Source organism: Ruegeria sp. CI5, assembly GCF_056536885.1.
Genome location: NZ_JBQFQN010000003.1, coordinates 19201 through 44931 on the forward strand (window position 1 = coordinate 19201; position 25731 = coordinate 44931).

Below are 25731 nucleotides of genomic sequence, written 5' to 3' on the forward strand. Positions count from 1 at the left end.
TGGTCCGATCCGGAATCGCGATCCCTGCGATCTCCCACGAGAGAATCTCGCCCGAAGACGATAGGGGCGGCGTTTACAGGGGAACGAATGGGTTGGCAAGAGCATGCCAATGAAAACAGGATGGCTGGCGAAGCCGCCTTCCCAAGGCGTTCGTCGGCATGCAGGCTCCGCCCCCGCTATGGACCGGCAGACGCCTCCGGCTGAACGGCGCGCTGGTAGAGGTGCCAAGTGGTATGCCCAAGGATCGGCAACGTAAAGACAAGCCCAAGGAACGCCGGCACCAGCGACAACAGCATCGTGACCGAGATGATGGCCGCCCAGCCAAGCATGACCACAGGACTTTCAGCGACAACACGGAGCGATGTAAGCATGGCCGTTACGAAATCGGTGTCGCGATCCAGCAGCAAGGGCATGGCAACAACAGTCACCGAAAACAGAACGGCGGACAGAAACGCGCCGACGCAGGTGCCAACTGCCAGGAAAGCCCAGCCTTGGGGGGTAAAGAACACGGTGTTCAGGAAACCGTCGAAATCCGAAAACGAGGCATTCTGCAGGATGATCGCCAACCAAAGCCGAACCTGGTAGATCCATACCCAGAAAACGAACAGCGTAACGAAGGCCATCCAGCCCATCTCCCGCTTACGCTGATTGGCCATGACCGTCAGTATTTCCGACCAGCCAAAATCCTCTCCGGCCTGAAGTCGACGCGACATCTCATAGAGGCCTGCAGCGGCGAAAGGGGCGACCAGCGGAAATCCCACGACGGCGGGAATGATCATCCAAATCTTGCCAAGCCAGACCAGGCTCCAGACCAGCAGAAACCCGAAAACGGCATAGAACAGTCCGAAAAATCCGCTCATTATGGGACGCGCCAGAAAGTCGGAAAACCCGGCCTTCAGCGAGTCGGTGATGTCGGCGGCGGTGACCGTGTTGACCACAGGGATCGTCCGCTGAGGCAGGGTCAGCTCGTCGGGTGGCGTGGGGCCTGCAGCCTTGGATGTCATGACAGAGTCCTCCCAAAGCATCACTGCGCGCAAATCCTCTGGCCCACGAGCCCGGCTGCGCAACGGTCATACCTGTACCAAGCACAAGTGTGCATCAGGCAAGGAGTTAGGGCAAGCGGCCAAGGCTGTGGCGTAACCTTACCGGCAACCACCAGAAACAGTTGCGCCGCCTGTTACGGCGGCGCGTTCGATTTCTGCACGATCAGTTCCTGCAGGAAAGATCAGCTCTGCTTGGTGACCTGCGTAAAGTCCAGCTCGACCGGAGTTTCGCGCCCGAAGATCGAGACGGTAACCTTCAGCTTCTGGTTCTCGTCGTCCACGCCCTCGACCATACCGTCGAAATCCTCGAACGGGCCGTCGTTGACTTTGACCTTCTCGCCAACCTCGAAGCTGATCATCAGCTTGGGTGCTTCTTCACCTTCCTGAACACGGTTGAGAATCTGGTTCACCTCGGCGTCGCGCATCGGCATCGGGCGGCCCTGCGGACCCAGGAAACCGGTGACCCGGTTGATCGAGTTGATCAGGTGATAGCCCTGATCCGACATTTCCATGTGCACCAGTACGTAGCCGGGCATGAAACGGCGTTCAGTCGTGACCTTCTTGCCCCGGCGCACCTCGATCACTTCTTCGGTGGGAACCAGAACCTCGTCGATCTCGTCCTCAAGGCCGTGCTCGGCCACCGACGTGCGGATCTGCTCTGCGATCTTCTTTTCGAAATTCGAAAGAACGCTGACCGAGTACCACCGTTTCGCCATGAACCTGTCGTCCTTGTTTGCCTTTGGCGCGCCGCGTCGGGCGGACGCACCTGAATTGAAATTTTGTCGCGGTCAGGCCGCGTGTTCCGGAATAAAAAGCGGCGCGCAGTCCGAATCGCCGCACGCCCATCCCGAAAGGTCCCGCGTGAACTACTCTGACATTGCCTGCTGTGCAAGGGGGCAGTGCCGGTCGGGCGCCCGAAGCGGGCGCACCTCGGCGCGATCCGACGGGACCCGGCAGCCGGCTTTAGCTGAACATACCCAGGATCAGTTGCAGACCGCCGCGAATGCCCAGATCCACCAGAGCAAAGAACACGGCAGTCAGAGCCGCCATGATGAACACCATGACCGTGGTCAGCAGAACCTCGCGCCGCGTCGGCCAGACGACCTTCGCAACTTCGGCACGGACTTGCTGAATGAACTGGATCGGGTTTGTGGTGGCCATTAGGCTTGGTCTCTCTGCTAGCGGATGGGCCGGACATAGCCGGGCATTGCGGCAATTTCAAGGGCCGTCGGCATCACGATTGCACCCGGTCAGGACTTGGGGCGATCATCCCACTCGTTGCTCAGAATCCGTCGGGCATCGCCTTCGGGGTCGTCATATTGGTTGCTGCGGACCGTGTAGATGAACGCCACCAGCCCAACACCGCCCAACAGCAGCGAAATCGGTATCAAATAGGCCAGAACTTCCATAAGGATCACCTCAGGCGCAGAGCGTTCAGGGATACGGTAATCGACGATGTGGACATCGCCAAGGCCGCGATCAAGGGCGTCGCAAGGCCGGCAACGGCCAAAGGCACCGCGATGACATTGTAGATCGTCGCAATCTGAAAATTCTCGCGGATGCGCTGCGTCGCCCGGACAGCAGTATGGCAGGCATCGGCGATCGGCGACAGGTCATTGCCCAGCAGAACGATGTCCGAAGCCACACGGGCCGCATCCAGTGCCGAAGCCGGAGAGATCGAGGCATGGGCCGCCGCCAGCGCGGCTGTGTCGTTCAACCCGTCACCGACCATCAAAACCCGGCGGCCTTGGTCTGCCAGCTTCTGAATGTGTCGCGCCTTGTCCTGCGGCAGTGCCCGCGCGATCCAGGTCTCGATCCCCAGCTTCTCGGCCAGAGCTTTCACGGCGTTGGTCGTGTCCCCGGACATGAGGATGACGTCCTTGCCCGCATCACGCAAAGCCGCAACCGCGGCGGCGGCGCCGGGGCGCAAAGAGTCGGCAAAGCGGAACTCGACCGGGCGATCGCCCCCCACTGCCAACCAGGCCGCGGTGTGATCACCTTCCGTCGCGCCCACCCATTCGGCTCGGCCCAGCCGCACGAGTTGCCCCTGAAACTGGCCCTCGGTCCCGTGACCGGGAATTTCGGTGACGTTTTCAACCTCGGCCGGGGTATACCCCTCGGCCCGAGCGGCCCGGGTCAGGGCGACCGCCAGCGGATGCGCCGAAGCCTGTGCCAAGGCCAGAGCGATCTCGATCTCACGGCATGTGTGTTCGCCACCGTTGACCAGTTGGGGCGCGCCTGATGTGAGCGTTCCGGTCTTGTCGAACACCACGGTGTCGACCTCGGCCAACCGCTCTAACGCCGTGGCGTCCTTGATCAGCATCCCCTTGCGGAACAGCCTCCCTGAGGCTGCGGTGGTGACCGCAGGAACCGCCAACCCCAAAGCACAGGGGCAGGTGATGATCAGCACCGCGGCGGCGATGTTCAGCGCTGTGCGCAGATCGCCAGAATAGATGTACCAGCCAACGAAACTGAGTGCGGACAGGATATGAACCCCGGGGGCATAAAGCTTGGCCGCCTTGTCCGCCAAGGACGTATAGCGCGACCGCCCGGATTCCGCGATGGCCACAAGATCGGCCATGCGGTGCAGCGAAGTCTCTTCGCCCACCGCCGTTGCCTGAATGGTCAGCGGCCCGGTCAGGTTGACCTCACCCGCGCTGACCTGTGTTCCCGGCTGGGCGAATACCGGCAGGGTTTCACCGGTCAGCAAAGACCGGTCCAACTCGGATTCACCGGTCGCGATCTTGCCGTCCACCGGCATCCGCCCCCCTGGTCGCACCAGGATCAGGTCACCGACGGCCAGTTCGGCAACAGCGACCTCGCGCTCGGCCCCGTCAACAAGACGGATGGCGCGCGGCACCTCGAGGGCTGTCAGCTCTTCCGCGGCCGAGCGGGCCGCGGCACGGGTGCGGTAATCCAGATAGCGCCCCGCCAGCAGAAAGAACGTCAGCGTCAAAGCCGCATCGAAATAGGCGTGCTCACCGCTCAGCGCCGTTTCCCAAAGCGAAGTGACCAAGGCCAGCAGGATTGCCAGAACGATCGGCACGTCCATGTTCAGGCGGCGAACACGCAGCGCGCTCCACGCGTTGGCAAAAAACGGTTGGGCCGAGAACGCGATGGTCGGAAGGGCGATGGCCGCCGAAATCCAGTGAAACATGTCGCGCGTCGCGTCGGTGGCGCCGGACCATACGGACACTGACAGCAGCATCACGTTCATGGATGCAAAGCCGGCGACCGCGAGCCGCATCAAAAGGTCCCGTCCGGCCTTGTCCGATTGCGTGGCTGACAGGGCACCCGGATCCAGCTCATGCGCCTCGTACCCGGCCCGATCGAGGACCGGGATCAGGTCCGTTGCCCGAACCTCGGGCCCCGCCTTGATCAGAGCGCGCTTGAGCGTCAGGTTGACCCGCGCGTCCTGTACGCCGGGGTGCGCGTTCAACGCACGTTCGACATTGGCAATACAGGCCGAGCAATGAATGCCCGGCAGTGACAGCGCGATCTGAACGTCGACCGGTACCGGCCTGGCCGGTTCCGCCGGAGCCGCGATGCAGCCCGGACAGGCTGCGGTCCCGGATGTCACCTGCGACGACATCAGCCTAACCCTTGATGTACAACGGAATGCGCCGACTGAATTCCGCGCCGTCCGCATCGCGCGCGACGATACGGACATTCCAGTTGCCTTTTCCAAGTGTCGCCGGGGTGGAATACGCCACACCGTCAAAGGTGAAGTCCGGCGAAAAATCCTCGCGCATATGAGTTGCGCGGCCGACCACGGCCTGCAGTTCGGCCACCCGCACAGGCACGCCTTGCGCATCCGTGATGCGAAGGATCAGCAGGCCGCCCTTGGTTTCCACGTCTGCATCCCAGCCCAGAGACTGCTGCTCCTGCAGCTTTTCATTGAACTCCTGACTGGCAACGTATGAGTTTTTGACCTCGAGCCCGGGAAATGTCGCGACTGCTTTGTAGGCCAGCACCAGATTGACGGCGATGATGACCCCGAAGGCCCCGACAAAAACCGCAAGAGCGTGCTTTCCGGTGAATTTGCGCTCGGCCATGTTTCAGTTCCCCCGCCCGTTGAACGTAGTGTCCTTGTAGGCGCGCTCGCCGCTTTGCAGGTCTTCGACCCAGATCCGGACCGGTGTCGTTTCCGCCGATGCGGGCGCTGTGTCTTTCGCGGCGACGATGTAGACCCGGGTCAACTGCGCCGTGTCCGCAGTTACGTTTACCGTATCCAGTTCCGTTCCTTCAATCTGAACCTGCAGACTTGGATCACCGACCAGAGACAGTTTGAACAGGCGGTCTTCGCCATGCTTGTTCCGCAACCGCACGTCGTAGGTGTTGCGGATCGAACCGTCGGACATGGTCACGAATGTCGGATTGCGCACTGGCGCCACCGTCAGATCGATATCCGACCGGATGAACAGCGCAAACAGCAGGCCAAAACCCACCAGCGACCAAAGCGCGGTATACATGATCGTCCGGGGCCGCAGGATGTGCTTCCACACATTTTTTGGGGGGTGGCCCGCGCGTTCACGCGTTTCGTCGCTGAGCGCCATATAGTCGATCAGACCGCGCGGCTTGCCGATCTTGGCCATCATGTCGTCGCAGGCATCGATGCACAGCGCGCAGGTTATGCACTCCAGCTGTTGGCCATCACGGATGTCGATCCCCACCGGGCAGACATTGACGCAGGCCATGCAGTCGATGCAGTCGCCCAGTTCAGAGTCGGCCGTCCGTTTGCCCTTGCCGCGCGGCTCGCCCCGCCACTCTCGGTAGCCGACCACCAGAGTGTCCTCGTCCATCATCGCCGCCTGAATTCGCGGCCACGGACAGGCATAGATGCAGATCTGCTCTCGCGCGAACCCGCCGAAGAAAAAGGTCGTGCCGGTCAGAACCAGCATGGTGGTATAGGCGACCGGATGAGCGTTGCCAGTCACAAGGTCCCGCGCAAGGGTCGGCGCATCCGCGAAATAGAATACCCAGGCGCCGCCGGTCGCCAGACCGATCAGGAACCAGACCACCCATTTGGTCAATCGCAGGCGGGCCTTGCGGAAATCCAGCTTCTTCTGACGATGAAGGCGCAGGCGGGCGTTTCGATCGCCTTCGATCCAGCGCTCGACCAGAATGAAAAGGTCGGTCCAAACCGTCTGTGGGCAGGCATAGCCGCACCACACCCGCCCCAAGGCCGACGTGAACAGGAACAGGCCCAAGCCGGCCATGATCAGCAGACCGGCCACAAAGTAGAATTCGTGTGGCCAGATCTCGATCCAGAAGAAGTAAAAGCGGCGGTTCGCAAGATCCAGCAGCACCGCCTGATCCGGGAGGCTGGGCCCCCGATCCCACCGGATCCACGGCGTCACATAATAGATGCCAAGCGTGACGGCCATTATGATCCATTTGAGGTTCCGAAACTTGCCGGAAACGCGCCGTGGAAAGATCGGTTCCCTTGCGGCGTAAAGGCTGGGGGCTGGGGTGTGATCGCTCACGGCATGGCTCCGGATCTTGCTGTTTGTCGGGCGACTTGTTCCAGATCATACACCGGACAACTTTGACATGGGTCAAAAGCGCATCGCGCAGACACCTTTTGTCACACCTGGTTCGCTTGGCGTTTCAGCCACCCGACGAACGTCTTCACCGCCTTTCTCTGCGGCGTTTGCGCCGTCACGATGTGGTAGCCTCGGGCGTCCGGTGCGACATGAAGTTCAACTAGTCTTCCGGCCACGATATCACGTTCGACGAAATGTCGCACCGTCACCGTGACACCCTGCCCCGCGCGCACGCCCTCAAGGACCAGATTGCCCGGCAGACTGGTCCGCCCGGCGCCTGGGTCCATGGCCGCCCCATGTTGTGCCAGCCATGTGCTGGCTTCGGTCGTGCCCACCTCTTCCAGCCACGGCAAACGGGCCAGATCAGCCGGCGGCCACTCGGACCTGGAACCCAGAAGACTGGGCGCGGCAACGATGACCATCGGGGTTTTCAACAACATCTCGGACCGGACACCCGGCCAACCGCCTGCCCCGTATCGAATCGCGACATCCACCCCGCCGGGGCGCAGATCGACCAGTTCCGGTGACGGATCCAAGGTCAGATCGATCCCCGGGTGATCCGACCGGAAAATCGGCAGCCGCGGCATCAGCCATGAAGCAGCAAATGAGGAGGTCAGCGAGACGTGTACCGGCCGATCCTCTCCCGCGCGCACCAAGTCCGAGACCGCCGCATGGATGGCGCCAAACCCCAGCTGAACGCTGCGGGCCAGGTGTTCGCCATCCGACGTCAGGACCAGAGTCTTGCCCGACCGGTCCAACAGGGTCACGCCCATATGCGCCTCAAGCGCCCGCAACTGCTGGCTTATGGCGGCATGACTTACATTCAACGCATCGCCAGCTTTGACGATATTTCTGTGCTCAGCAAAAGCAGAGAAAGCCCGTAGCGCCGATAGTGGCGGAAGGTTCAGCCAGTCCATATGTAACCTCTGCTTACATCTGAACACGGTAATTGAGTCGCAAATATCCGGTCAAGAGCCGATGCTGGAACCCGAGTTCATCGCATCAGGAGAAAGACCATGCTGAACATCTACGCTGCTTCCTTCATGACCGCCACGCGGTTGAACGCACCCAAGCTGCGCGACGCGCCCAAACCGAATGCGCCAAAAAGGAAAAGATGGCTGCCCGCCGGACACTGGTGGGTCAGCAAGAGCCGCGAGTTGGATCCGCGCAACCTTTAGGATCAGATTGCGTGCCCGCGCTGGACCGGGGCCATTGTCAGCACTATTTTCGGAAAATGCGGTGCCGGCTGTTCAGGAAACGCGCGAACAGATGGAACAGCCGGCACCTAGGCCTTCGGGCGGCACGCCGCCCGAAGGTGTTCTCGGATCTTATTGACCGCCACCCAACTGGTGGACATAGGCCGACACGGCGCGGATCTGCGCCTCGGTCAGACGCGTGTCCCAGGGGGGCATGACGCCAAACCGGCTGTAGGTCACCGTTTCGGTCAGCGTTTTCTCATCGCCGCCATACAGCCAGATCGCATCCGTCAGGTTCGGTGCGCCCTGCGCGATATCGCCCTTTCCGTCTTCGCCGTGACAGGCCGCGCAGTTGTCCTCGTAGACAACCTTGCCCGCCTGCGCCGCAGCATCGTCGGTTTGGGCGTTGGTCAGCGACATCACATATTGCACGACCTGGGTGATTTCCTCGGGCTCGAGGATCTCGCCGAATGCCGGCATTTCGGAGTAGCGCGCGTCGTCGCTTTCTTCGTTGCGAATGCCGTAGCTGACCGTGGTGACGATGTCGTCCAAGGTGCCGCCCCACAGCCAGGCGTCGTCCAGAAGGTTCGGGAAACCCTTTGCGCCCTGCGCGCCCGAACCGTGGCACTGAGCGCACCAGGTGCGGAACACGGCGCCACCGGCGTTGACCGCATATTGCTGCAGCTCGGCATCCTTGGCGATATCATCCAGCGGTGTCTCGACCAGCTTGGCGTTCCACGGAGCGTTGGCCTCTTCAAACGAAACCATCTCCTTCTGCACCAACTCACGCGAGGACCAGCCAAGCACACCGGCGGTTGCGGATTGCACCAGCGGCCACGCCGGATACATGATCGTGTAGATCACACCCCAGAAGATGGTCGCGTAGAAGGTCCACAACCACCAACGCGGCATCGGATTGTCGAATTCCTCGATGCCATCCCAGCTGTGACCGGTCGTCTTGGGATCACCCGGCTGTTTTTCAGGTGTCTTGCTCATTTCCGCGCCTCCTCGGATGTGGCGGGTTTGTCTTGATGCCGGAACGGGATGTTTGCGGTGTCCTTGTATTCCTTGCTGGCACCGGGGCGGAACACCCAGATGACGATGCCGACAAAGAAGGCGAACAACAGCAGCAGCATCCAGCTATCCGCGAATTGCCTCAGGATCGTGTATTCTTCCATCACACCCTCCTTTAGCGGCTTGCATCCGGGGTGAAGGTCGAGAAGTCGACCAGCGTTCCCAGCATCTGCAGATATGCAACCAACGCATCGGCTTCAGTCAGTTCCGGCTGACCATCGAAGTTGCGCACGTTGACGTTTTCGCCATAACGCTCCAGCAGCCCGTCATAGTCGCTGTCCGGATCGGCCTGCGCCCGGAAATCGGCAACTGCGTTTTCCAGCATCTCATCCGTGTAAGGCGTGCCCAAAACCGCATTGGTGGCCATGATGTCACCGATATACCGGCCGTCGATCTTGCGGTTTTCCAGGAAGCCGTATTTCGGCATCACGGATTCCGGCACCACCGATTGCGGATCACGCAGATGGTCCACGTGCCATTGATCCGAGTAGCGGCCACCCACACGGGCCAGATCCGGCCCGGTGCGCTTGGACCCCCACTGGAACGGGTGGTCATACATCGACTCAGCCGCCAGCGAGTAGTGGCCATAGCGCTCGACCTCGTCCCGCATCGGGCGGATCATCTGACTGTGGCAGACATAACAGCCTTCGCGGATGTAGATCTCACGCCCCGCCATCTCGAGAGGGGTGTAGGGGCGCATGCCCTCCACCTTCTCGATTGTATTCTCAAGGTAGAACAGCGGAGTGATCTGAACGATGCCACCGATGGTCACGACCAGGAAGCTGAAGATCAGCAGGAGGGTCGCGTTGGTCTCGAGGATCTTGTGTTTGTCGAGAATTGCCATTGCTCCGGCCCTCCTTATTCAGCCGGGACCGCGACGGTCAGGCTGGCCTCTTTGGCCGGGGCCCGCCGGACGGTCATCCACAGGTTGTAGCACATGATCAGCGCACCAGCGACGAACAGAACACCGCCCAGCGCACGCACCACATACATCGGGAACTTGGCCGCCACGGTGTCGGCGAACGAGTTCACCAGGAAGCCGTTGGCATCCACCTCGCGCCACATCAGGCCTTCCATGATACCGGTGACCCACATCGACGCGGCGTAGAGCACGATGCCGATGGTGGCGAGCCAGAAGTGCCAGCTGACCATCTGCAGCGAGTACAGACGCTCGCGCTTCCAAAGAACCGGCACCAGGAAGTACAGCGCACCAAAGGTGATCATGCCGTTCCAGCCCAGCGCGCCGGAATGTACGTGACCAATGGTCCAGTCGGTGTAGTGCGACAGCGAGTTCACCGCGCGGATCGACATCATCGGACCTTCGAAGGTGGACATGCCGTAGAAACCGACCGAGATCACCATCATGCGGATGACCGGGTCGGTACGCAGCTTGTCCCAAGCGCCCGACAGGGTCATCAGACCGTTGATCATGCCACCCCACGAAGGCATCCACAGCACGACCGAGAACACCATGCCCAGCGTCGAGGCCCAGTCAGGCAGCGCGGTATAATGCAGGTGGTGCGGACCAGCCCAGATATACAGGAAGATCAGCGCCCAGAAGTGGATGATCGACAGTTTGTAGCTGAAGACCGGGCGTTCGGCCTGCTTGGGAATGAAGTAGTACATCATGCCCAGGAAGCCCGCAGTCAGGAAAAAGCCCACGGCGTTGTGCCCATACCACCACTGGATCATGGCATCCTGCACACCAGACCAGACGATGACCGATTTCGAACCCCAGATGCTGACCGGAATGGTCATGTTGTTGACCAGGTGCAGCATCGCTACGGTGACGATGAACGCCAGGTAGAACCAGTTCGCCACATAGATGTGAGGCTCTTTCCGCTTGACGATCGTCCCCAGGAACACGGCCAGATAGGCCACCCAGACGATGGTCAGCCACAGGTCTACATACCATTCAGGCTCGGCATATTCCTTGGACTGGGTCCCGCCCAACACATAGCCGGTCGCGGCAAGAACGATGAACAGCTGATAGCCCCAGAACACGAACCAGGCCAGGTTGCCGCCCCACAGACGCGCGGCGCTTGTGCGCTGCACGACATAGAAGGATGTGGCGATCAGGGCGTTGCCGCCAAACGCGAAAATGACCGCTGATGTGTGCAGCGGGCGCAACCGGCCAAAGTTCAGAAGCCCCTGCGCCCATTCGAAGTTCAGCACCGGAAAGGCCAGCTGGAACGCGATGAAAGTTCCCACCAGGAACCCTACGACACCCCAAAAGGCGGTTGCGATCACGCCATAGCGGATCACGCCATCCATGTACTCACCCGAACGATCGACAAGAATATCCGGCTCATCCGTGTTTCGCAGCGTCCAGATGAACAGGCCACCGGCGATGAGCATCACCAGTATCGCGTGCACCTGATACGCCAAATCCCGCGCATAGTTGGATCCGATCGCTGCGAACAGCACGACCAGACCAAGCGCGATCAGCTTGATGTAATTCGACATATTGCGTCCCTTTGCCATGCTCCGGGCGATTCTTGTGCCGCATAGAGCTTTCGTTGACTGGTTGCTGTATGATCCATGCACAACCAATGCTGCTTTGATCTGCATCAAGACAATAGCCTGAAAACTGTGACAGGCATAAGCAAATGAATGGGTTACCTGGTCGCACAGGTTTCAGAACCCGAAACACGAGGTCGAAATGGCTTATAAATCTCTTCTCACCGTCATGACGGAAACCAAGTTTGCCAAGCCGGCTCTGGCCCAGTTGGTCGCCCTGGCCGAAGCGCAGGACGGCCATGCCGAAGCGCTGTGCCTCGGTGTCGACCGTAGCCAGACCGGCTACTACTACGCGGGCGCAAACGCCCTGATCCTTCAGGAGACCTTGAAGCGTGCAAATGCCGAGGCCGATGAAGTGCTTGCCTTTGCCGAGGATTTCCTGGGCAAGTCAGGCGTACGCTGGTCCGCTGAAAACGGCGTGGCGCAGATCGCCGACCTGGGTCGGCACGTCGCGCATCGGGCCCGTTTCTCGGACCTTGTCGTTCTGCCGCAGCCCTATGGCAAAGATCGCGGCGCCGAGGCCGAACCGATCATCGAAGCCGCCATGTTCGAGGGTCACGCCCCGGTTCTGGTGGTCCCGGATGACGCGAAACCGTTCGCCAGCCCTCGGACAGTGCTGATCGGCTGGAATGAGAGTGTCGAGGCGATGAATGCCATTCGGCGCGCGCTGCCGTTCCTGCGAGCGGCCGAGCTGACCCGGATCGTTGTGATCGATCCGCCGCGTCACGGCCCTGATCGCTCGGACCCGGGCGGTATGCTGTCGCAAATGCTGTCTCGCCATGGCGTGAAATGCGAAATCGACGTGCTGAGCAAGACGATGACGCGTGTGTCCGACATTCTGAACCGTCACGCCGCAGACGTCGAAGCCGACATGATCGTGATGGGCGCCTATGGTCACTCGCGGTTCCGCGAGGCTATTCTGGGTGGCGCGACCCGGAACATGTTGGAACAGTCCTCGGTTCCGGTTTTCCTGGCCCACTGAACTGCGGGCACGGCAAAAGAAATATCCGCCCCAGACGGGGCGGTTATTTCGTCAGACCTTTTTGACCAAACCGATCAGGAACAGAAGGATCACGGCTCCGATCGTTGCAAAGAAGATCGACGACATCATACCGCCGCCGACGGAAAACCCGAGCGCGGGAAAAATCGTTCCGGCGAGAAAAGCGCCAACGATCCCGACGATGATGTTCCCGATCACGCCAAAGCCGCGGCCCTTCATGATCCTGCCCGACAACCAGCCCGCGATCGCGCCGACAAACAGCATTGCCAATAGGCTACTGAATTCCATGCCTTGCTCCTGAATATTGTTTCACGCAAAGGCATTAGAACACGGCCGGGCCGTTGGGTCACGCACGAACGTAGTGCATCCCTTGGAACCCGGATCGTAGATCCCGCACCTTGGGCGCGACCGATGCGGGATCATCGGCCGACAGCGCCTCGGCGAACAGGGCCACAAGTTCTCCGGCATGTTCGGGGGTCACGCCCCGCCGGACCAACTCGGGCGTTCCGATCCGCAATCCGTTCATGTCACCCGCAACCGAGGCGATCGGCAAACCGATACCACATGCCAGGAATCCAGCCCGCCGCAGGTGTTTTGAAACCGCCTGCCCGCCCCCATAGTCTGCGGCCTTCAGCGCGAATTGGTGCGAGGCGGTGGCTCCACTAGCCCCTTTGAACACTGGCAATCCCTGATCTTCCATCTCGCTGGCCATTGCCTGCGCAAGATCGATCATTGCTTGTCCATAGGCCGGCCCGAAGTCGACCCAGTCCAGCAACGAGATTGCCAGAGCCGCCGATTTCGCAGCATCGAAATTGGCCGTCATTCCAGGAAATGCTATGGCGTCCAGCCGTTCCGCGATTTCGGCGTCGTTGGTGACGATCAGCCCACCCGCCGGGCCGCCGAGGCTTTTGTACGTGCTCATCGTCATCAGATGCGCGCCTTCATCCAACGGGTTCGCCCAAGCCCCGCTGGCAATGATCCCGCATTGGTGGGCCGCATCGAATAGAACCTTGGCCCCGATTTCGTCGGCAATTTCGCGCACGGCCGACACAGGATGCGGGAACAGGTTCAGCGAGCCACCAACGGTGATCAACCAGGGCCGGTGCGTTCTGGCCATGTCGCGCAGCGCGGCCAGATCCAGACTGTACCCGTCCGCATCCACTGGCGCATCGACCGTTTGCAGACCATAAAGCCCCGCGCAGCCACCCTCATGGTGGGTCACGTGCCCGCCGATCGCGGCCGGAGGCGCGATGATCGTATCGCCCGGCCGTGTCAGAGCCATGAAGCCATACAGATTAGCCAAGGCGCCGGATGCCACTCGGATTTCGGCGTATCGCGCGTTGAACACGCGGGCCGCAAGCTCGGCCGCGATCACCTCGATCTCCTCGATGGCCTCGAGACCCATCTCGTATTTGTCGCCCGGATAGCCCAAAGATGGACGACTGCCCAGACCCGCGGCCAGTGCTGCCTCGGCCCTCGGATTCATGACATTTGTCGCCGGGTTCAGATTGAAACACTCGGCATCGTGAATATCCGAGTTTCGCGCGATCAGCGCGTCGATCCGGGCCTCGATCGCTTCCGAGCTGCTGTTGGAAAGCTTCCGGGCGATGGTCTGAACAAGGTTTTCGCAGTGGCCCGGAACCCAGGCACGGTGAGCAAGGTGCTGCATCTGATCCTCCGTCTTTGCGGCCAACGATGCAAAGATCCTGACTTGCGCGCAAATCAGTTTTGCGAAAAATTAGGGTCAGAAAAATTGAGCCTAAATCCATGCCCGTTGCTCCACCGCGCCCCAAGCCCCTGCCCCTGAACGCGCTGCGTGCGTTCGAGGCCGCAGCCCGCCTGGGAGGATTCTCGGCCGCGGCTACGGAACTTGGCGTCAGCGCAGGGGCGGTATCAGCCCATGTCAAAACGTTGGAAGACGAACTGGGTGCGCCCCTATTCGAGCGCACCGCAAGAGGCGTTGCCCTGACCGCGCTGGGACAGAAGGCATTGCCGGACCTGACCAAGGCCTTCGACACCTTGGGACAAGCCACATTGGCCATGCGCGCCCAGGCACAGCCGCAGGTGGTGCATATCGTGACGCTGCCATCGATTGCACAGCTGTGGCTGTCGCCAAGGTTGCCCGAACTTCGAGCCGCAGAGCCGGAAATCGAAGTTTCGCTCACGGCCGAGGAAACCCCGCCCAACCTCAAGCGCGCGCCCTTCGACATCTACCTGTTTTTTGGCGGAGATTTGGGGGACCCCATCGCCGAAGACGCCATCTTTCCGATTTGCGCGCCGGCCTTGGCGCGTCGCCTGACTACGCCCGAGGACTTGGCGAATGTGACCTGCCTGTCCGACTCTACCTGGTTCGACGATTGGCAAACCTGGGTGGCCGCGGCGCGACCCGGATGGGCGTTCACACCCCGCGGGCCGGTCTTCTCTTTGTACGCGCTGGCCGTCGAAGAAGCGCTGAACGGTGCGGGTGTGTTGATGGGACACAAGGCGCTGGTTCAGCCGCATCTGGACAGCGGTCGACTGGTGGCTCCGTTCGAAACGGTGGTCACTCTTCCCGACAGGCTCAAGCTGTGGTCGCCACGTGCCGTCCGATCGCAGACACCGGTCGGGCGCGTCGTCGAGTGGCTCAGAAAAACCGCTTAGACCAGAAATCCACCGTCCGAATCATCCCCGGCCTCTTCCATCAGGCGGCCGATATCCGGAACGGTCACGTGGCGCTTGCCCTGCAGCAGGATCACTTCATCCTTTTTCAGCGCAGAAATCTGACGGCTGACGGTCTCGAGCGTCAGACCAAGGTAGTCGGCCATCGCCTCGCGGGTCAGCGGCAGGTCGAAGACGATGGGGCCGGATGAGCCCTTCTGGCTGGCAGACGCATCCCGGCGCGCGATGATCGACAGCAGGCTGGCAATCTTCTCTCGCGCGGTCTTGCGGCCAAGAACAAGCATCCATTCACGCGCCGCGTCCAACTCGTCCAACGTCATCTGCAGCAAGCGGTGGGCAATATGCGGCGTGCTGCCCATGAGGTCCTCGAACGGTTTCTTGCGGAAACAGCACATGACCACGTCAGTGGTCGCTTGAACGTCATAAGGCGCCGAGTCGCGCCCCGGCCGCCCTACGAAGTCGCTGGGCAGCAGCAGGCCCACCATCTGGGTGCGCCCGTCCTCCATGGTTTGGGTCAGAGACGCGATCCCGGACACAACCGAGCCTACGAAATTCATCTGATCGCCCGACCAGATGATCGTCTGACCGGCCTCGAAGCTGCGGTAATACTTGATTTCTTCCAACGCGACCAACTCGTCCGCATCGCAGCGCGCGCAGACGGCTCGATGCCGAATTGGGCAATCTTCGCAATTGGAGTGGTCAACGAGGGTATTAAGTGTCATGCGCGCGTCCACTTGATCTCGGTCAAGGTTTTCTGGTCGTCGAGCCTATACCGGTGTCGTCATGATAGTAAAACCTCAATTGGCAAAGCTCGGACTATTTGACGCGAAGGTACCGCGTTATACCAGCTATCCGACCGCCCCCCACTTCAGCAATGACGTGGGGCCCGACATGTTCAGCGACTGGATTTCCGCCATCCGGCCGGGCAGTTCGATCTCGCTCTATGTCCATGTGCCGTTCTGTCGCCGGCTGTGCTGGTTCTGCGCCTGCCGCACTCAGGGCACCCAGACCGACAACCCCGTCATCGCCTATGTCGATGTCCTCAAGGCCGAGCTGGACTTGCTGGCCGCGCGCCTGCCCAGCGGGGTGACCCTGTCGCGCCTGCACTGGGGCGGGGGTACGCCCACGCTGCTGAACCCCGACCTGATGCGTGAACTGGCTGCACATATTCTGGGCATCGTCCCACTTGGACCCAACGCGGAATTCTCGGTCGAGATCGACCCCAACGAGGTGGATGCCGCTCGACTGGATGCGCTGGCCGAAGCCGGGATGAACCGCGCCTCGATCGGGGTTCAGGATTTCGACGACGAGATCCAGAAGACCATCGGGCGCATCCAGAGCTATGACACCACCCGCGAGGCGATCGACATGATCCGCGAGCGCGGTGTGCCCAGCCTGAACGCCGACATCCTGTACGGACTGCCGCACCAGACCAAGGCGCGGATGACCGAAAGCGTGCAGAAGCTGCTGTCCCTCAACCCCGACCGGGTGGCCCTGTATGGCTACGCGCATGTGCCGTGGATGGCGAAACGCCAGCAGCTGATCCCGTCCGACGCCCTTCCGACGCCGGAACAGCGGCTTGATCTGTTCGACACCGCGCGCCGTCTGTTCCTGTGGGACAATTACGAAGAAATCGGCATCGATCATTTCGCCACCAAGGATGACGGGCTGACCCACGCGCTGAAGGCCGGGCGGCTGAAACGCAACTTCCAGGGCTATACCGACGACCAGGCCGAGGTTCTGATTGGCGTCGGCGCCAGTTCGATCTCGCGCTTCCCGCAGGGCTATGCGCAGAATGCACCGGCCACGTCGGCCCATACCAAAGCGGTGCGCGATGGCCGGTTCTCGACCTCGCGCGGGCATCTGTTCAAGGATCAGGACATTCTGCGCGCCCGCCTGATCGAGGCCCTGATGTGCGACTTCCGCATCGAAACGGCCGAGATCCTGCGCGACCACGACATCTCGGCGGCCGAGCTGAAGGCGATGTACCAGCGCGCCAATGACGCCTTCGACGGGTTGTTGCAAATCACCGATGACGGGCTGTTCATCCCGCCCGAAGCGCGCGCCTTGGCTCGGATGATCGCCCGGACCTTCGACGCTTATGACCTGAGCAAGGCAGGCCACAGTTCGGCGATCTGACGACGGGCGACAGGCCGCAAGCCGGCCAGTCGCCACAATGCAAAAAAGCGGGGGGTTGACGCGCGCGGGGGGTTTTCCCCACACTCGGAAGGCGGGCGGCAGGCCGCCCGACGCCGAGGCAGGCCATCATTCAGACAGACTCGCCGGCGCATCCGCGTTCGACAGCTCCTTTCGTGCAACCACTCTGCAACTTGACGAAGGGACAGCACCCATGCGCGTTTTTACCGTCCTCGGCCCCAGCCAATCGGGCAAGACAACACTGGTCGAGGCCATCAGTCGCCTTGATGGCCGGCCCACCACATTCGACCTGTCCGGAACCGTGCATCTGCACGGTTTTTCTTATCTGGACGAACCGTGGTGCGCGATCGACGTGGATGGCGGGGGCGATGCGCTGGCCTATGCCGGACCCGCCATGGCCATTTCCGACGCGGCCGTGGTGGTGGTCCCGCCGGACCCGGACGCGGCGGTTCTGTGTGCCCCCTATCTGCGGCTGGTCGAGGAGGCGGGCATTCCCTGCTTTCTGTTCATCAACCGGATGGACAACCCCAACGGCCGCATCCGCGACATCATCGCCGCGCTGCAGACCTATTGCAGCCATCACATCACCCTGCGACAGGTGCCGATCCGTGAAGGCGAAACCATCGTCGGCGCCGTCGACCTGATCTCGGAGCGCGCGTGGAAATATCAGGAAGGTCAGCCCTCGGCGCTGATCGAACTGCCGCAATCGGTGGCCGATCGCGAGGCCGAAGCCCGCACCGAACTGCTCGAAACCTTGTCGGATTTCGACGACCACCTGCTTGAGCAGCTGATCGAGGACAAGCAACCGCCCAGCGCCGAGGTCTATGACCTGGCCGCGCAGGTCCTGCAGAACCATCAGTTGATCCCGGCCTGTCTGGGCGCGGCCAGCCATGGCAACGGGCTGACCCGCCTGATGAAGGCCCTGCGGCACGAGGCGCCCGAGTTCGACATCGCCGCCGACCGCGACGCGGCGCCAGAGGCCGCCAGCGCCATCGCAGGTTTTGCCGACGTCAAGAAGCACATCGGCAAGATCACCGTCCTGCGGGGGCTGGGCGACGGGATCAAGGCGCATGACCCGCTGGGCGGCGAAACCGTTGGCAACCTGACCGCGCTGGACGCCAAGACCCAGATCGACGGGCTGAAGGCCGGCGAGATCGGGCTGGCGGTGAAATCCGATCACCTCAACCCCGGCAATATCTATGACAGCAGCGGCTCCACGCCGCTGCCGGACTGGGCCACGGCGCATCCGGTCGCCTATCGGCAGGTGGTTTCGCCGGCCCATGAACGCGACGACGTGCGCCTGTCCAACGCGCTGTCCCGGCTGGTCGAGATCGACCCGGGCCTGACGCTGGAACAGGACGAGCTGAGCGGCCACGCCGTTCTCGGTTCCCAAGGGCCGCAGCACATGCGGCGGGTGGTCGCCAAGCTGGCCGAGGATTTCGGGATCGAGATCGAAACCTCTCCGGTCGAGACCGCGTATCGCGAGACCATCCGCGCCACGGTCGAACACCGACACCGCCACCGCAAGCAATCCGGCGGAGCGGGGCAGTTCGCCGATGTGGTGATCTCGGTCGCGCCGCTGCCGCGCGGATCGGGATTTCAATTCGACGAGGTGGTCAAGGGCGGCGCCGTGCCCAAGAACTATATCCCCTCGGTCGAACAAGGCGCGGTCGATGCATTGGCGCAGGGCCCCGAGGGCTTTCCGGTGGTGGATGTGAAGGTCACCCTGCATGACGGCAAGCATCACAACGTAGACAGTTCCGATTTTGCCTTCCGGACGGCAGGCAAGAACGCCGTGCGCGAAGCCTTGCCACAGGCCAAGCCGGTTGTTTTGCAGCCGATCCTGAACGCCGAGATCCATGTTCCGTCGGCCTTCGTGGGCGATCTGGTGCCCACGATCAGCTCGCTTCAGGGGCAGGTACTGGGGTTCGAGGGCAACCCGAACGCGCCGGGCTGGGAGATATTCAACGCCCAACTGCCCGCCGTGGCCGAGGACGAACTACACCGCACACTGGCCAGCGCCACACGCGGCACCGGCTGGGTCAAGCTGCAGTTCGACCACTATGAAGAGCTGCGCGGCCCGGTGCCGAAATCGGCGGCGCGCGAAGCGGCCAACGCCTAGCCCGCCGCAGCGATCAGTTCGCGGGTATAGTCATCCTGGGCGTTGACGAAAAGATCTTCGGCAGCGCCCATCTCGACCACGTCTCCGTTGCGCATGACGATCACCTTGTGTGACATCGCCCGCACCACCTTCAGGTCGTGGCTGATGAACAGGTAGGCCAGCCCGTATTTCTTCTGCAGGTCGCGCAGCAATTCGACGATCTGCACCTGCACCGTCATGTCCAGCGCACTGGTGGGTTCATCCAGCACCAGCAGCTTGGGCCGCAGCACCATGGCGCGGGCAATCGCGATGCGCTGGCGTTGCCCGCCCGAAAACTCGTGCGGATAGCGGTCCATGGCCGCCGGGTCCAGACCCACCTCGGTCATCACCTCGGCCACCAGTTCGCGCGGGGCCCGGTGCGGGTCGACCTTGTGGATCGCCAGACCCTCGGCAATGATCTGCTGGCAGGTCATCCGCGGGCTGAGGCTGCCGAACGGGTCCTGAAACACGATCTGCATGTCCTTGCGCAAGCGGCGCAGCTCGCGCGTGGACCAGCGGCGCACATCCTGCCCGCGGAAGGTGATCCCGCCCTCGGAGGCGATCAGCCGCATGATCGCCAGCGCCAGCGTGGTCTTGCCCGAGCCGCTTTCGCCCACGATCCCAACGGTTTCGCCCGCCCGCACGCTGAGTGTGGCGTCGTTCACCGCCTTCACATAGCCGACCGTGCGCTTCAGGAACCCGCGCTGGATCGGAAACCAGACCTTCAGATGCTCGGTCCGGGCCACTTCTTCGGCGGCGGGGTCGATCGGGTCGGGTATGCCCGTGGGTTCGGCCGCCAGCAGCTTGCGGGTATAGGGGTGCTGAGGGTTGTCGAAGATCTCGGCCACGGGGCCGGTCTCGACGATCTCGCCATCCTTCATCACGCAGACCCGGTCAGCGATGCGTCGCACGATGCCCAGATCATGGGTGATGAACAGCATCCCCATGTTTTCCGATTTCTGCAGTTCGGCCAGCAGTTCGAGGATCTGCGCCTGAATCGTCACGTCCAGCGCAGTGGTCGGCTCGTCCGCGATCAGGATGTCGGGCTTGTTGGCCAGCGCCATGGCGATCATCACCCGCTGCCGCTGTCCGCCGGACAGCTGATGGGGATAGGCGTCCAGCCGTTCCTCGGGGTCGCGGATACCGACCTTGTTCAACAATTCGACGATCCGGGCGCGCGCCGCGTCGCCCGTCAGACCCTGGTGCAGGGCCAGCGATTCCGCCATCTGCCTCTGGATCGTGTGCAGCGGGTTCAGCGAGGTCATCGGCTCCTGGAAGATGAAGCTGATGTCGTTGCCGCGCACCTCCATCAGGCGCTGCTCGGATGCGCCGATCATCTCTTGACCGTCATAGGTAACCGACCCTTCGACGATCGCGCTGTCGCCCAGCAGCGACACGGTGGACAGCGCGGTGACCGATTTTCCCGACCCGGATTCACCCACCAGCGCCACGGTTTCCCCGCGATCGACATGGAACGACACGCCCCGAACCGCCGTGGTCACCTGCCCGTCCTGACGGAACGAGACCTTGAGGTTTTTCACATCCAGCAAGCTCATGAGAAGGTCTTTCGCGGGTCGAACGCGTCACGCACGCCTTCGAAGATGAAGACCAGCAGCGACAGCATGATGGCAAAGGTGAAAAAGGCAGTGAAGGCCAGCCATGGCGCCTGCAGGTTCTGCTTGGCCTGCAGTGTCAACTCGCCCAGCGAGGGCGCCGAGGACGGCAAACCGAAGCCCAGAAAATCGAGGCTGGCCAGCCCCCCGATCGTGCCGGTAACGATGAAGGGCATGAAGGTCAGCGTGGCCACCATCGCGTTGGGCAGCATGTGGCGGAACATGATGGTCAGGTTGCCCACGCCCAGCGCCTTGGCCGCGCGCACATATTCCAGGTTGCGGGCGCGCAGGAACTCGGCCCGCACCACGCCCACCAGACCTGTCCAAGAGAACAGGATCATGAGGAACACCAGCAGCCAGAAACTTCGCCCCAGCACCGCGAACATGATGATAATGACGTAAAGCGAGGGCGTCGCCGACCAGATCTCGATGATGCGCTGGAAGATCAGGTCCAGCCAGCCGCCGAAAAAGCCCTGCAGCGCGCCGGCAAATATACCGATCAGGCTGGCCGCGCCGGTGACGATCAGGGTGAACAGGATCGACAGGCGGAATCCGTAGATGACGCGCGCCAGCACGTCACGTTTGGTATCGTCGGTGCCCAGCAGGTTCTGCCCGTTGGGCGGCAGGGGCGCGGCGCCGGGACGATCGACGCTGGTGTTGAAAGAATAGGGGATCGGCGGCCAGATGGCCCAGCCACGCTCGAAACCCTCGGCCTGGAACGTTCCCGCCTCAATCTGCTCGATGATGCCTTCGGGGTCATCGAAACAGTCATCCAGTCCGCCGCTGTCGATCAGGCAGCGGACCTCGGGGTCGCGGTAGATCGCCTCGGTCTGGAAGTCGCCGCCGAACTCGGTCTCGGCGTAGAAGTTGAAGATGGGCGCATAGAGCTCGCCCCGATACTTCACAAGGATCGGTTTGTCATTGGCGATGAATTCCGCGAACAGCGACAGACCGAACAGCACCGAAAAGATGATCAGCGACCAGAAGGCCCGGCGGTTGCGGCAGAAATTGCGCCAGCGGCGCTGGTTCAGAGGAGAAAGTGCCATTTACCCCTCACGTTTCTCGAAATCGATGCGCGGATCGACCAGCACATACATCAGGTCGCTGATGATACCGACGACCAGACCGAGCAGACCGAAAATGAACAGCGTCCCGAAGATTACCGGATAATCGCGCGCCACTGCGGCCTCAAAGCCCAGACGACCGAGGCCATCCAGCGAGAAGATCGTCTCGATGATGATCGACCCGCCGAAGAACACGCCGATGAACACCGCCGGGAAGCCGGCGATCACGATCAGCATCGCGTTGCGGAATACGTGGCCGTACAAAACGCGCTGCTCGCTCAGCCCCTTGGCGCGAGCGGTCATGACGTATTGCTTTTTGATCTCGTCCAGAAACGAATTCTTGGTCAGCAGCGTCAGCGTGGCAAACGCGGAAATCGTAAGTGCGATGGTCGGCAGGGCGATGTGCCAGAAGTAGTCGGCCACTTTGCCCAGCAGGCTGAGGTCCTCCCAATTGTCCGAGGTCAGCCCGCGCAGCGGGAAGATCTGCCAGTAGGAGCCGCCCGCAAACAGCACCAGCAGCAGGATCGCAAACAGGAAGCCGGGGATCGCATAGGCCACGATGATGGTCGCGCTGGTCCATGTGTCAAAGCGTGAACCATCCTTGACCGCCTTGCGGATGCCCAGCGGGATCGAGACCAGATAGGCGATCAGCGTCGACCACAGGCCCAGCGAGATCGAGACCGGCATCTTCTCGAGCACCAGGTCGATCACCGAGACCGAGCGGAAGTAGCTCTCGCCGAAATCCAGCGTCAGATAGTTGCCCATCATGTTCAGGAACCGCTCGACCGGCGGTTTGTCGAAGCCGAATTCTTTCTCCAGTTCGGCGATGAATTCCGGCGGTAGGCCGCGGGCGCCCACGTATTTGTCATCGAAAACGCCACCGCCGGGTTCGGCCCCGGCACCCGCGTCACCGGACCCCGCAAAACCCGCGAATACATCGCCCTGCCCTTCGATCTGGGCGATGATCTGCTCGACCGGACCGCCGGGCACGAACTGCACCAGCGTGAAGTTGACGATCATGATGCCCAGAAGGGTCGGAATGACCAGCAACAGGCGTCGAAGAATATATGCGCCCATGTTAACGCAGCGCGCCTTCTGCTTTCAGGGCCGCTTCCTTCTCGGGATTGATCCACCACAGATCAAGGTATCCCAGCGCATAGGGCGGCAACTGATCGGGGTATTCGTACATGTTGTAGTAGGCTGTCCAGTATTCCGCGATATACCCATCCGGTATGATGAAGAACTCATAGCGCAAGGCGCGATCCAAGGCCATAAGCGCTGCATCCTGATCGGTTTGATTGTTGGTCGCGAAAGATGCCTCGATGATGGCGTCCACCAACGGGCTGGCAAGGCCTGCCGGGTTGAACAGGCTGAACTCGGCCTCTTTCGAGCCATACATCTGACTGAGGCCGCCACCAGTGGACAGGAACGCGCCATAGCGTGTCGAATAAACCATGTCATAGTCACGCTCGCGGCTGCGCAGGGTGTACTGCGCCGGGTCGACTTTTTCGGCCGACGCATCCACGCCCAGCGCCTGGAGGTTTTGGACAAAGGTCTCGATCATCGTGGCTGTCGATGTCGGCAGGTTGGACGGATAGGGGATGTTCACCCGAAGGGTCTGACCCTGAGCATTGCGGCGCAAGTTGCCGTCGCCCACAGGCCATCCGGCTTCGTCCAACAGTTTCGAGGCTTTGCGCAGGTTGCGCCGATCGTTCAGGCGCGCCGGGTTGGACTCGTGAACGGTCGTCACCGGTTCGGACAACAGTTCGGGTGGAACCACGTCACCCAAAGCTTGCAGAAATGCCAGCTCTGCCCCCTGCGGTGTATCCATCGCTTCAAGCGGCGTGCCTTCGATGAACGAATCGCGGGGCGAGTTCAGCCCGAAAAGCAGAGACTCATTGGCCCATTCAAAGTTGAATGCCAGCGCCAGTGCCTTTCGAACATTCTTGTCCGCAAATTGCGGACGCGCGAGGTTGAACACAAAGCCCGACGGGGTCGGCGGGCTGCCATTCGCGATCGCGTCCTTGACAACGTAGCCCTCTTTCAACTTGGGGAAGTCATAGCCGGTCGCCCACAGTTTGGGATCGCTTTCGATCCGCAGCGTGTATTCGCCTGCCTTGAAGCCTTCAAAGGCGGCTGTCTGGTCCGCGAAATACTCGACTCGGATGGTATCATAGTTGTACCGGCCCTTGTTGAACGGCAAGTCCTTGCCCCAGTAGTCGTCCCGGCGTTTGTAGACGATGCGCCGGTTGATATCGTAGCTGTCCAATTTGTAAGGCCCAGATCCAACGGCGACTTCCAGGCGCGGCTCGTCGAGGCGACGGGACGGATCGGCCTCGAACCACGCTTTCGAGAATACGGGCGTCGCGCCGACGGTTTCGATCCGGCTGCGGGCCGTCAATTCGGGATTGAACGTGAACTTGACTGTATGCGTATCCAGTGCCTCGGCGCCGGTCACCATCCGCCCGACGGCCTGTGCGTACGACGGCAGGCCCTGTTCGATGAACAGGCGGTGGCTATAGACCACATCCTCGGCGGTGACAGGCGTGCCATCCCAGAACGTCGCTTCGGGGCGCAGGTGGAAAATGACCCAGTTGCGGTCGGCGTCATACTCGAGGCTCTCGGCCAATACGCCGTAGTACTGACCGACACTGTCATCGGTGCTGTCCATCAGCCGATCGTATTGCAGTGTCGTCAACGCTCCGGGGCGACCTTTGCGCGAATATGGGTTCAGGGAATCAAACGTGCCCGATGCGGCCAATGACAGCTCGCCGCCCTTGGGTGCATCCGGATTGGCATAGTTCAGGTGCGTGTAGTCGGCGGAGTAGTCGAGATTGCCGAAGTACGAGTAGCCATGGCTGCGAATGATCTGGTCCTCGTCGGCCCGGACTGGCCCAGCCTGCCCCAGAACCAACGCCGCCGAAATGCCCAATGCCGCGACCCAATGACGAAAACCTTCTTCGCGCGCGCCAGGCAGATGGGAAATCATACGGGTCATCCTTCGATGTTGTCTTCTGTCCATGTCCTTGTGCGCAAGCTAAAAGCCCAGCACTGACACTTGCAAGTTTAGAATGCGTGAGCGCTTTGTGAAGTTTCGCTCAGATAAAAAAAGCCGCTGCACAAGGCAGCGGCTTTCGCATTTCGGTGTCTGGATGGGCAGATCAGCCGCCAATCGTCTGCAGGTACGCGATCAGGTCTGCGCGTTCCTGAGCCTTTTTGAGACCGGCAAAGCTCATCGAAGTGCCTTGGATATAGCCTTTGGGGTTTGCAATGAACGCATCCAGCTCTTCCGGGGTCCAGTTGCCGCCATGCGACTGCATCGCCGCCGAATAGCCGAAGCCCGCAGCCGCTGCGACCGGGCGGTCCACGACGCCATACAGGTAAGGACCGGTGCCATTGGCGCCTTCTTCCAGCTTGTGGCAAGCCGAACACTTGCGGAAAACCTTCGCGCCCTTTTCCGGGTCAGCTGCGGCCAGCAGGTCGGCAAAGACCACTTCTTCGCCGTCAGCGCTTTCGCCCGAGCTTTCGGTTTCAATAACATAGGCGGCTTCGCCGTGCCCGCCGACATGGTAGAGAACATCGCCCCCCCATTTTGCCAGGAGGAGTACAAGGAAGGCACCGAACAGGCCGGCTGCGGCCTTGGTAACTGTCATCGTGTCGAACATTGATCGCGAGTCCATTTCAGCTGTCTTCGGGGTGTCTAAGGCTTCCCCTTGCAAG

Annotated in this window: 25 protein-coding genes; 5 read left to right on the forward strand and 20 right to left on the reverse strand. The window is 61.5% G+C overall.

Features of this window, described 5'->3' with window-relative positions; genetic code table 11:
• Window positions 1–176 precede the first annotated feature (176 nt).
• The 8 genes from ACR0BA_RS10765 to ACR0BA_RS10800 all read right to left on the reverse strand — a co-directional run bounded on the left by ACR0BA_RS10765 (window position 177) and on the right by ACR0BA_RS10800 (window position 7506).
• The gene (locus ACR0BA_RS10765; RefSeq protein WP_480727901.1) at window positions 177–1004 is read right to left on the reverse strand and encodes a DUF2189 domain-containing protein; all 828 of its coding nucleotides are present in this window, start codon (window positions 1002–1004) and stop codon (window positions 177–179) included.
• A 221-nt stretch (window positions 1005–1225) separates the two neighbouring features.
• Entirely contained in the window at window positions 1226–1759 is a 534-nt protein-coding gene (nusG, locus tag ACR0BA_RS10770; RefSeq protein ID WP_093964422.1) for a transcription termination/antitermination protein NusG, read from the reverse strand.
• 247 nt (window positions 1760–2006) lie between these two features.
• Complete coding sequence (gene secE, locus ACR0BA_RS10775) at window positions 2007–2204, reverse strand: preprotein translocase subunit SecE (protein WP_093964338.1); 198 nt, start codon at window positions 2202–2204, stop codon at window positions 2007–2009.
• An 89-nt stretch (window positions 2205–2293) separates the two neighbouring features.
• Window positions 2294–2452, reverse strand: coding sequence for a cbb3-type cytochrome oxidase assembly protein CcoS (ccoS, locus tag ACR0BA_RS10780; protein ID WP_093964337.1), 159 nt, complete (start codon window positions 2450–2452; stop codon window positions 2294–2296).
• Window positions 2453–2457: 5 nt separating this feature from the next.
• Window positions 2458–4635 (reverse strand): heavy metal translocating P-type ATPase, encoded by a 2178-nt coding sequence (locus ACR0BA_RS10785; RefSeq protein WP_480727903.1) that lies wholly within the window; start codon window positions 4633–4635, stop codon window positions 2458–2460.
• Window positions 4636–4639: 4 nt separating this feature from the next.
• Entirely contained in the window at window positions 4640–5098 is a 459-nt protein-coding gene (locus tag ACR0BA_RS10790; RefSeq protein WP_170364356.1) for a FixH family protein, read from the reverse strand.
• A 3-nt stretch (window positions 5099–5101) separates the two neighbouring features.
• Window positions 5102–6529 (reverse strand): cytochrome c oxidase accessory protein CcoG, encoded by a 1428-nt coding sequence (gene ccoG, locus ACR0BA_RS10795; protein WP_480727905.1) that lies wholly within the window; start codon window positions 6527–6529, stop codon window positions 5102–5104.
• 101 nt (window positions 6530–6630) lie between these two features.
• The gene (locus tag ACR0BA_RS10800) at window positions 6631–7506 is read right to left on the reverse strand and encodes a LysR family transcriptional regulator (protein WP_480727906.1); all 876 of its coding nucleotides are present in this window, start codon (window positions 7504–7506) and stop codon (window positions 6631–6633) included.
• 99 nt (window positions 7507–7605) lie between these two features.
• Here ACR0BA_RS10800 and ACR0BA_RS10805 point away from each other — a divergent pair, with 99 nt between their 5' ends.
• Window positions 7606–7767 carry a hypothetical protein gene (locus ACR0BA_RS10805; RefSeq protein ID WP_170364352.1) on the forward strand — a complete coding sequence of 54 codons (162 nt, stop codon included), beginning with the start codon at window positions 7606–7608 and terminating at the stop codon, window positions 7765–7767.
• Between the two features lie 150 nt (window positions 7768–7917).
• Here ACR0BA_RS10805 and ccoP read toward each other — a convergent pair whose 3' ends face one another.
• From ccoP to ccoN, 4 genes are read right to left on the reverse strand one after another with little or no spacing between them, the layout of a single operon-like run.
• Complete coding sequence (gene ccoP, locus ACR0BA_RS10810; protein WP_170342399.1) at window positions 7918–8781, reverse strand: cytochrome-c oxidase, cbb3-type subunit III; 864 nt, start codon at window positions 8779–8781, stop codon at window positions 7918–7920.
• Window positions 8778–8963, reverse strand: a complete 186-nt coding sequence (locus tag ACR0BA_RS10815; RefSeq protein WP_093964331.1) for a cbb3-type cytochrome c oxidase subunit 3 — start codon at window positions 8961–8963, stop codon at window positions 8778–8780. The genes ccoP and ACR0BA_RS10815 overlap by 4 nt, the downstream gene beginning before the upstream one ends.
• 11 nt (window positions 8964–8974) lie before the next feature.
• Window positions 8975–9703 (reverse strand): cytochrome-c oxidase, cbb3-type subunit II, encoded by a 729-nt coding sequence (gene ccoO / locus ACR0BA_RS10820; RefSeq protein ID WP_093964330.1) that lies wholly within the window; start codon window positions 9701–9703, stop codon window positions 8975–8977.
• Between the two features lie 14 nt (window positions 9704–9717).
• On the reverse strand, window positions 9718–11325 hold the full coding sequence (gene ccoN, locus ACR0BA_RS10825; RefSeq protein WP_093964421.1) for a cytochrome-c oxidase, cbb3-type subunit I: 1608 nt from the start codon (window positions 11323–11325) through the stop codon (window positions 9718–9720).
• 196 nt (window positions 11326–11521) lie between these two features.
• Here ccoN and ACR0BA_RS10830 point away from each other — a divergent pair, with 196 nt between their 5' ends.
• Window positions 11522–12361 (forward strand): universal stress protein, encoded by an 840-nt coding sequence (locus ACR0BA_RS10830; protein WP_170342393.1) that lies wholly within the window; start codon window positions 11522–11524, stop codon window positions 12359–12361.
• A 51-nt stretch (window positions 12362–12412) separates the two neighbouring features.
• Here ACR0BA_RS10830 and ACR0BA_RS10835 read toward each other — a convergent pair whose 3' ends face one another.
• Window positions 12413–12667, reverse strand: a complete 255-nt coding sequence (locus tag ACR0BA_RS10835) for a GlsB/YeaQ/YmgE family stress response membrane protein (RefSeq protein ID WP_480727908.1) — start codon at window positions 12665–12667, stop codon at window positions 12413–12415.
• A 58-nt stretch (window positions 12668–12725) separates the two neighbouring features.
• A complete protein-coding gene (locus ACR0BA_RS10840; RefSeq protein WP_480727909.1) occupies window positions 12726–14048 on the reverse strand; it encodes an aminotransferase class I/II-fold pyridoxal phosphate-dependent enzyme in 1323 nt (440 codons plus the stop codon).
• 98 nt (window positions 14049–14146) lie between these two features.
• Between ACR0BA_RS10840 and ACR0BA_RS10845 the strand changes: the two genes are divergently transcribed.
• Entirely contained in the window at window positions 14147–15019 is an 873-nt protein-coding gene (locus ACR0BA_RS10845) for a LysR family transcriptional regulator (protein ID WP_170588688.1), read from the forward strand.
• Here ACR0BA_RS10845 and fnrL read toward each other — a convergent pair.
• Window positions 15016–15759 carry a transcriptional regulator FnrL gene (fnrL, locus tag ACR0BA_RS10850; RefSeq protein WP_170360914.1) on the reverse strand — a complete coding sequence of 248 codons (744 nt, stop codon included), beginning with the start codon at window positions 15757–15759 and terminating at the stop codon, window positions 15016–15018. The genes ACR0BA_RS10845 and fnrL overlap by 4 nt on opposite strands.
• Before the next feature lie 61 nt (window positions 15760–15820).
• Between fnrL and hemN the strand changes: the two genes are divergently transcribed.
• Together hemN and ACR0BA_RS10860 are read left to right on the forward strand one after the other, a co-directional pair.
• Entirely contained in the window at window positions 15821–17176 is a 1356-nt protein-coding gene (hemN, locus tag ACR0BA_RS10855; protein ID WP_170434050.1) for an oxygen-independent coproporphyrinogen III oxidase, read from the forward strand.
• 211 nt (window positions 17177–17387) lie between these two features.
• Window positions 17388–19316: an elongation factor G gene (locus ACR0BA_RS10860; protein WP_480727910.1), complete on the forward strand. Its 1929-nt coding sequence runs from the start codon at window positions 17388–17390 to the stop codon at window positions 19314–19316.
• On the opposite strand, the gene ACR0BA_RS10865 is transcribed toward ACR0BA_RS10860, so the two are convergent.
• The 5 genes from ACR0BA_RS10865 to ACR0BA_RS10885 all read right to left on the reverse strand — a co-directional run bounded on the left by ACR0BA_RS10865 (window position 19313) and on the right by ACR0BA_RS10885 (window position 25676).
• Complete coding sequence (locus ACR0BA_RS10865; protein WP_480727911.1) at window positions 19313–20890, reverse strand: ABC transporter ATP-binding protein; 1578 nt, start codon at window positions 20888–20890, stop codon at window positions 19313–19315. The two genes, ACR0BA_RS10860 and ACR0BA_RS10865, sit on opposite strands and share 4 nt — an antisense overlap.
• Window positions 20887–21993 carry an ABC transporter permease gene (locus ACR0BA_RS10870; RefSeq protein ID WP_480727912.1) on the reverse strand — a complete coding sequence of 369 codons (1107 nt, stop codon included), beginning with the start codon at window positions 21991–21993 and terminating at the stop codon, window positions 20887–20889. Before ACR0BA_RS10870 ends, ACR0BA_RS10865 begins: the two co-directional genes overlap by 4 nt.
• Window positions 21994–23088: a microcin C ABC transporter permease YejB gene (locus ACR0BA_RS10875; protein WP_170341405.1), complete on the reverse strand. Its 1095-nt coding sequence runs from the start codon at window positions 23086–23088 to the stop codon at window positions 21994–21996.
• 1 nt (window position 23089) lies between these two features.
• A complete protein-coding gene (locus ACR0BA_RS10880; RefSeq protein WP_480727914.1) occupies window positions 23090–25000 on the reverse strand; it encodes an extracellular solute-binding protein in 1911 nt (636 codons plus the stop codon).
• Window positions 25001–25172: 172 nt separating this feature from the next.
• Window positions 25173–25676, reverse strand: coding sequence for a c-type cytochrome (locus ACR0BA_RS10885; protein WP_170341467.1), 504 nt, complete (start codon window positions 25674–25676; stop codon window positions 25173–25175).
• Window positions 25677–25731: the final 55 nt, after the last annotated feature.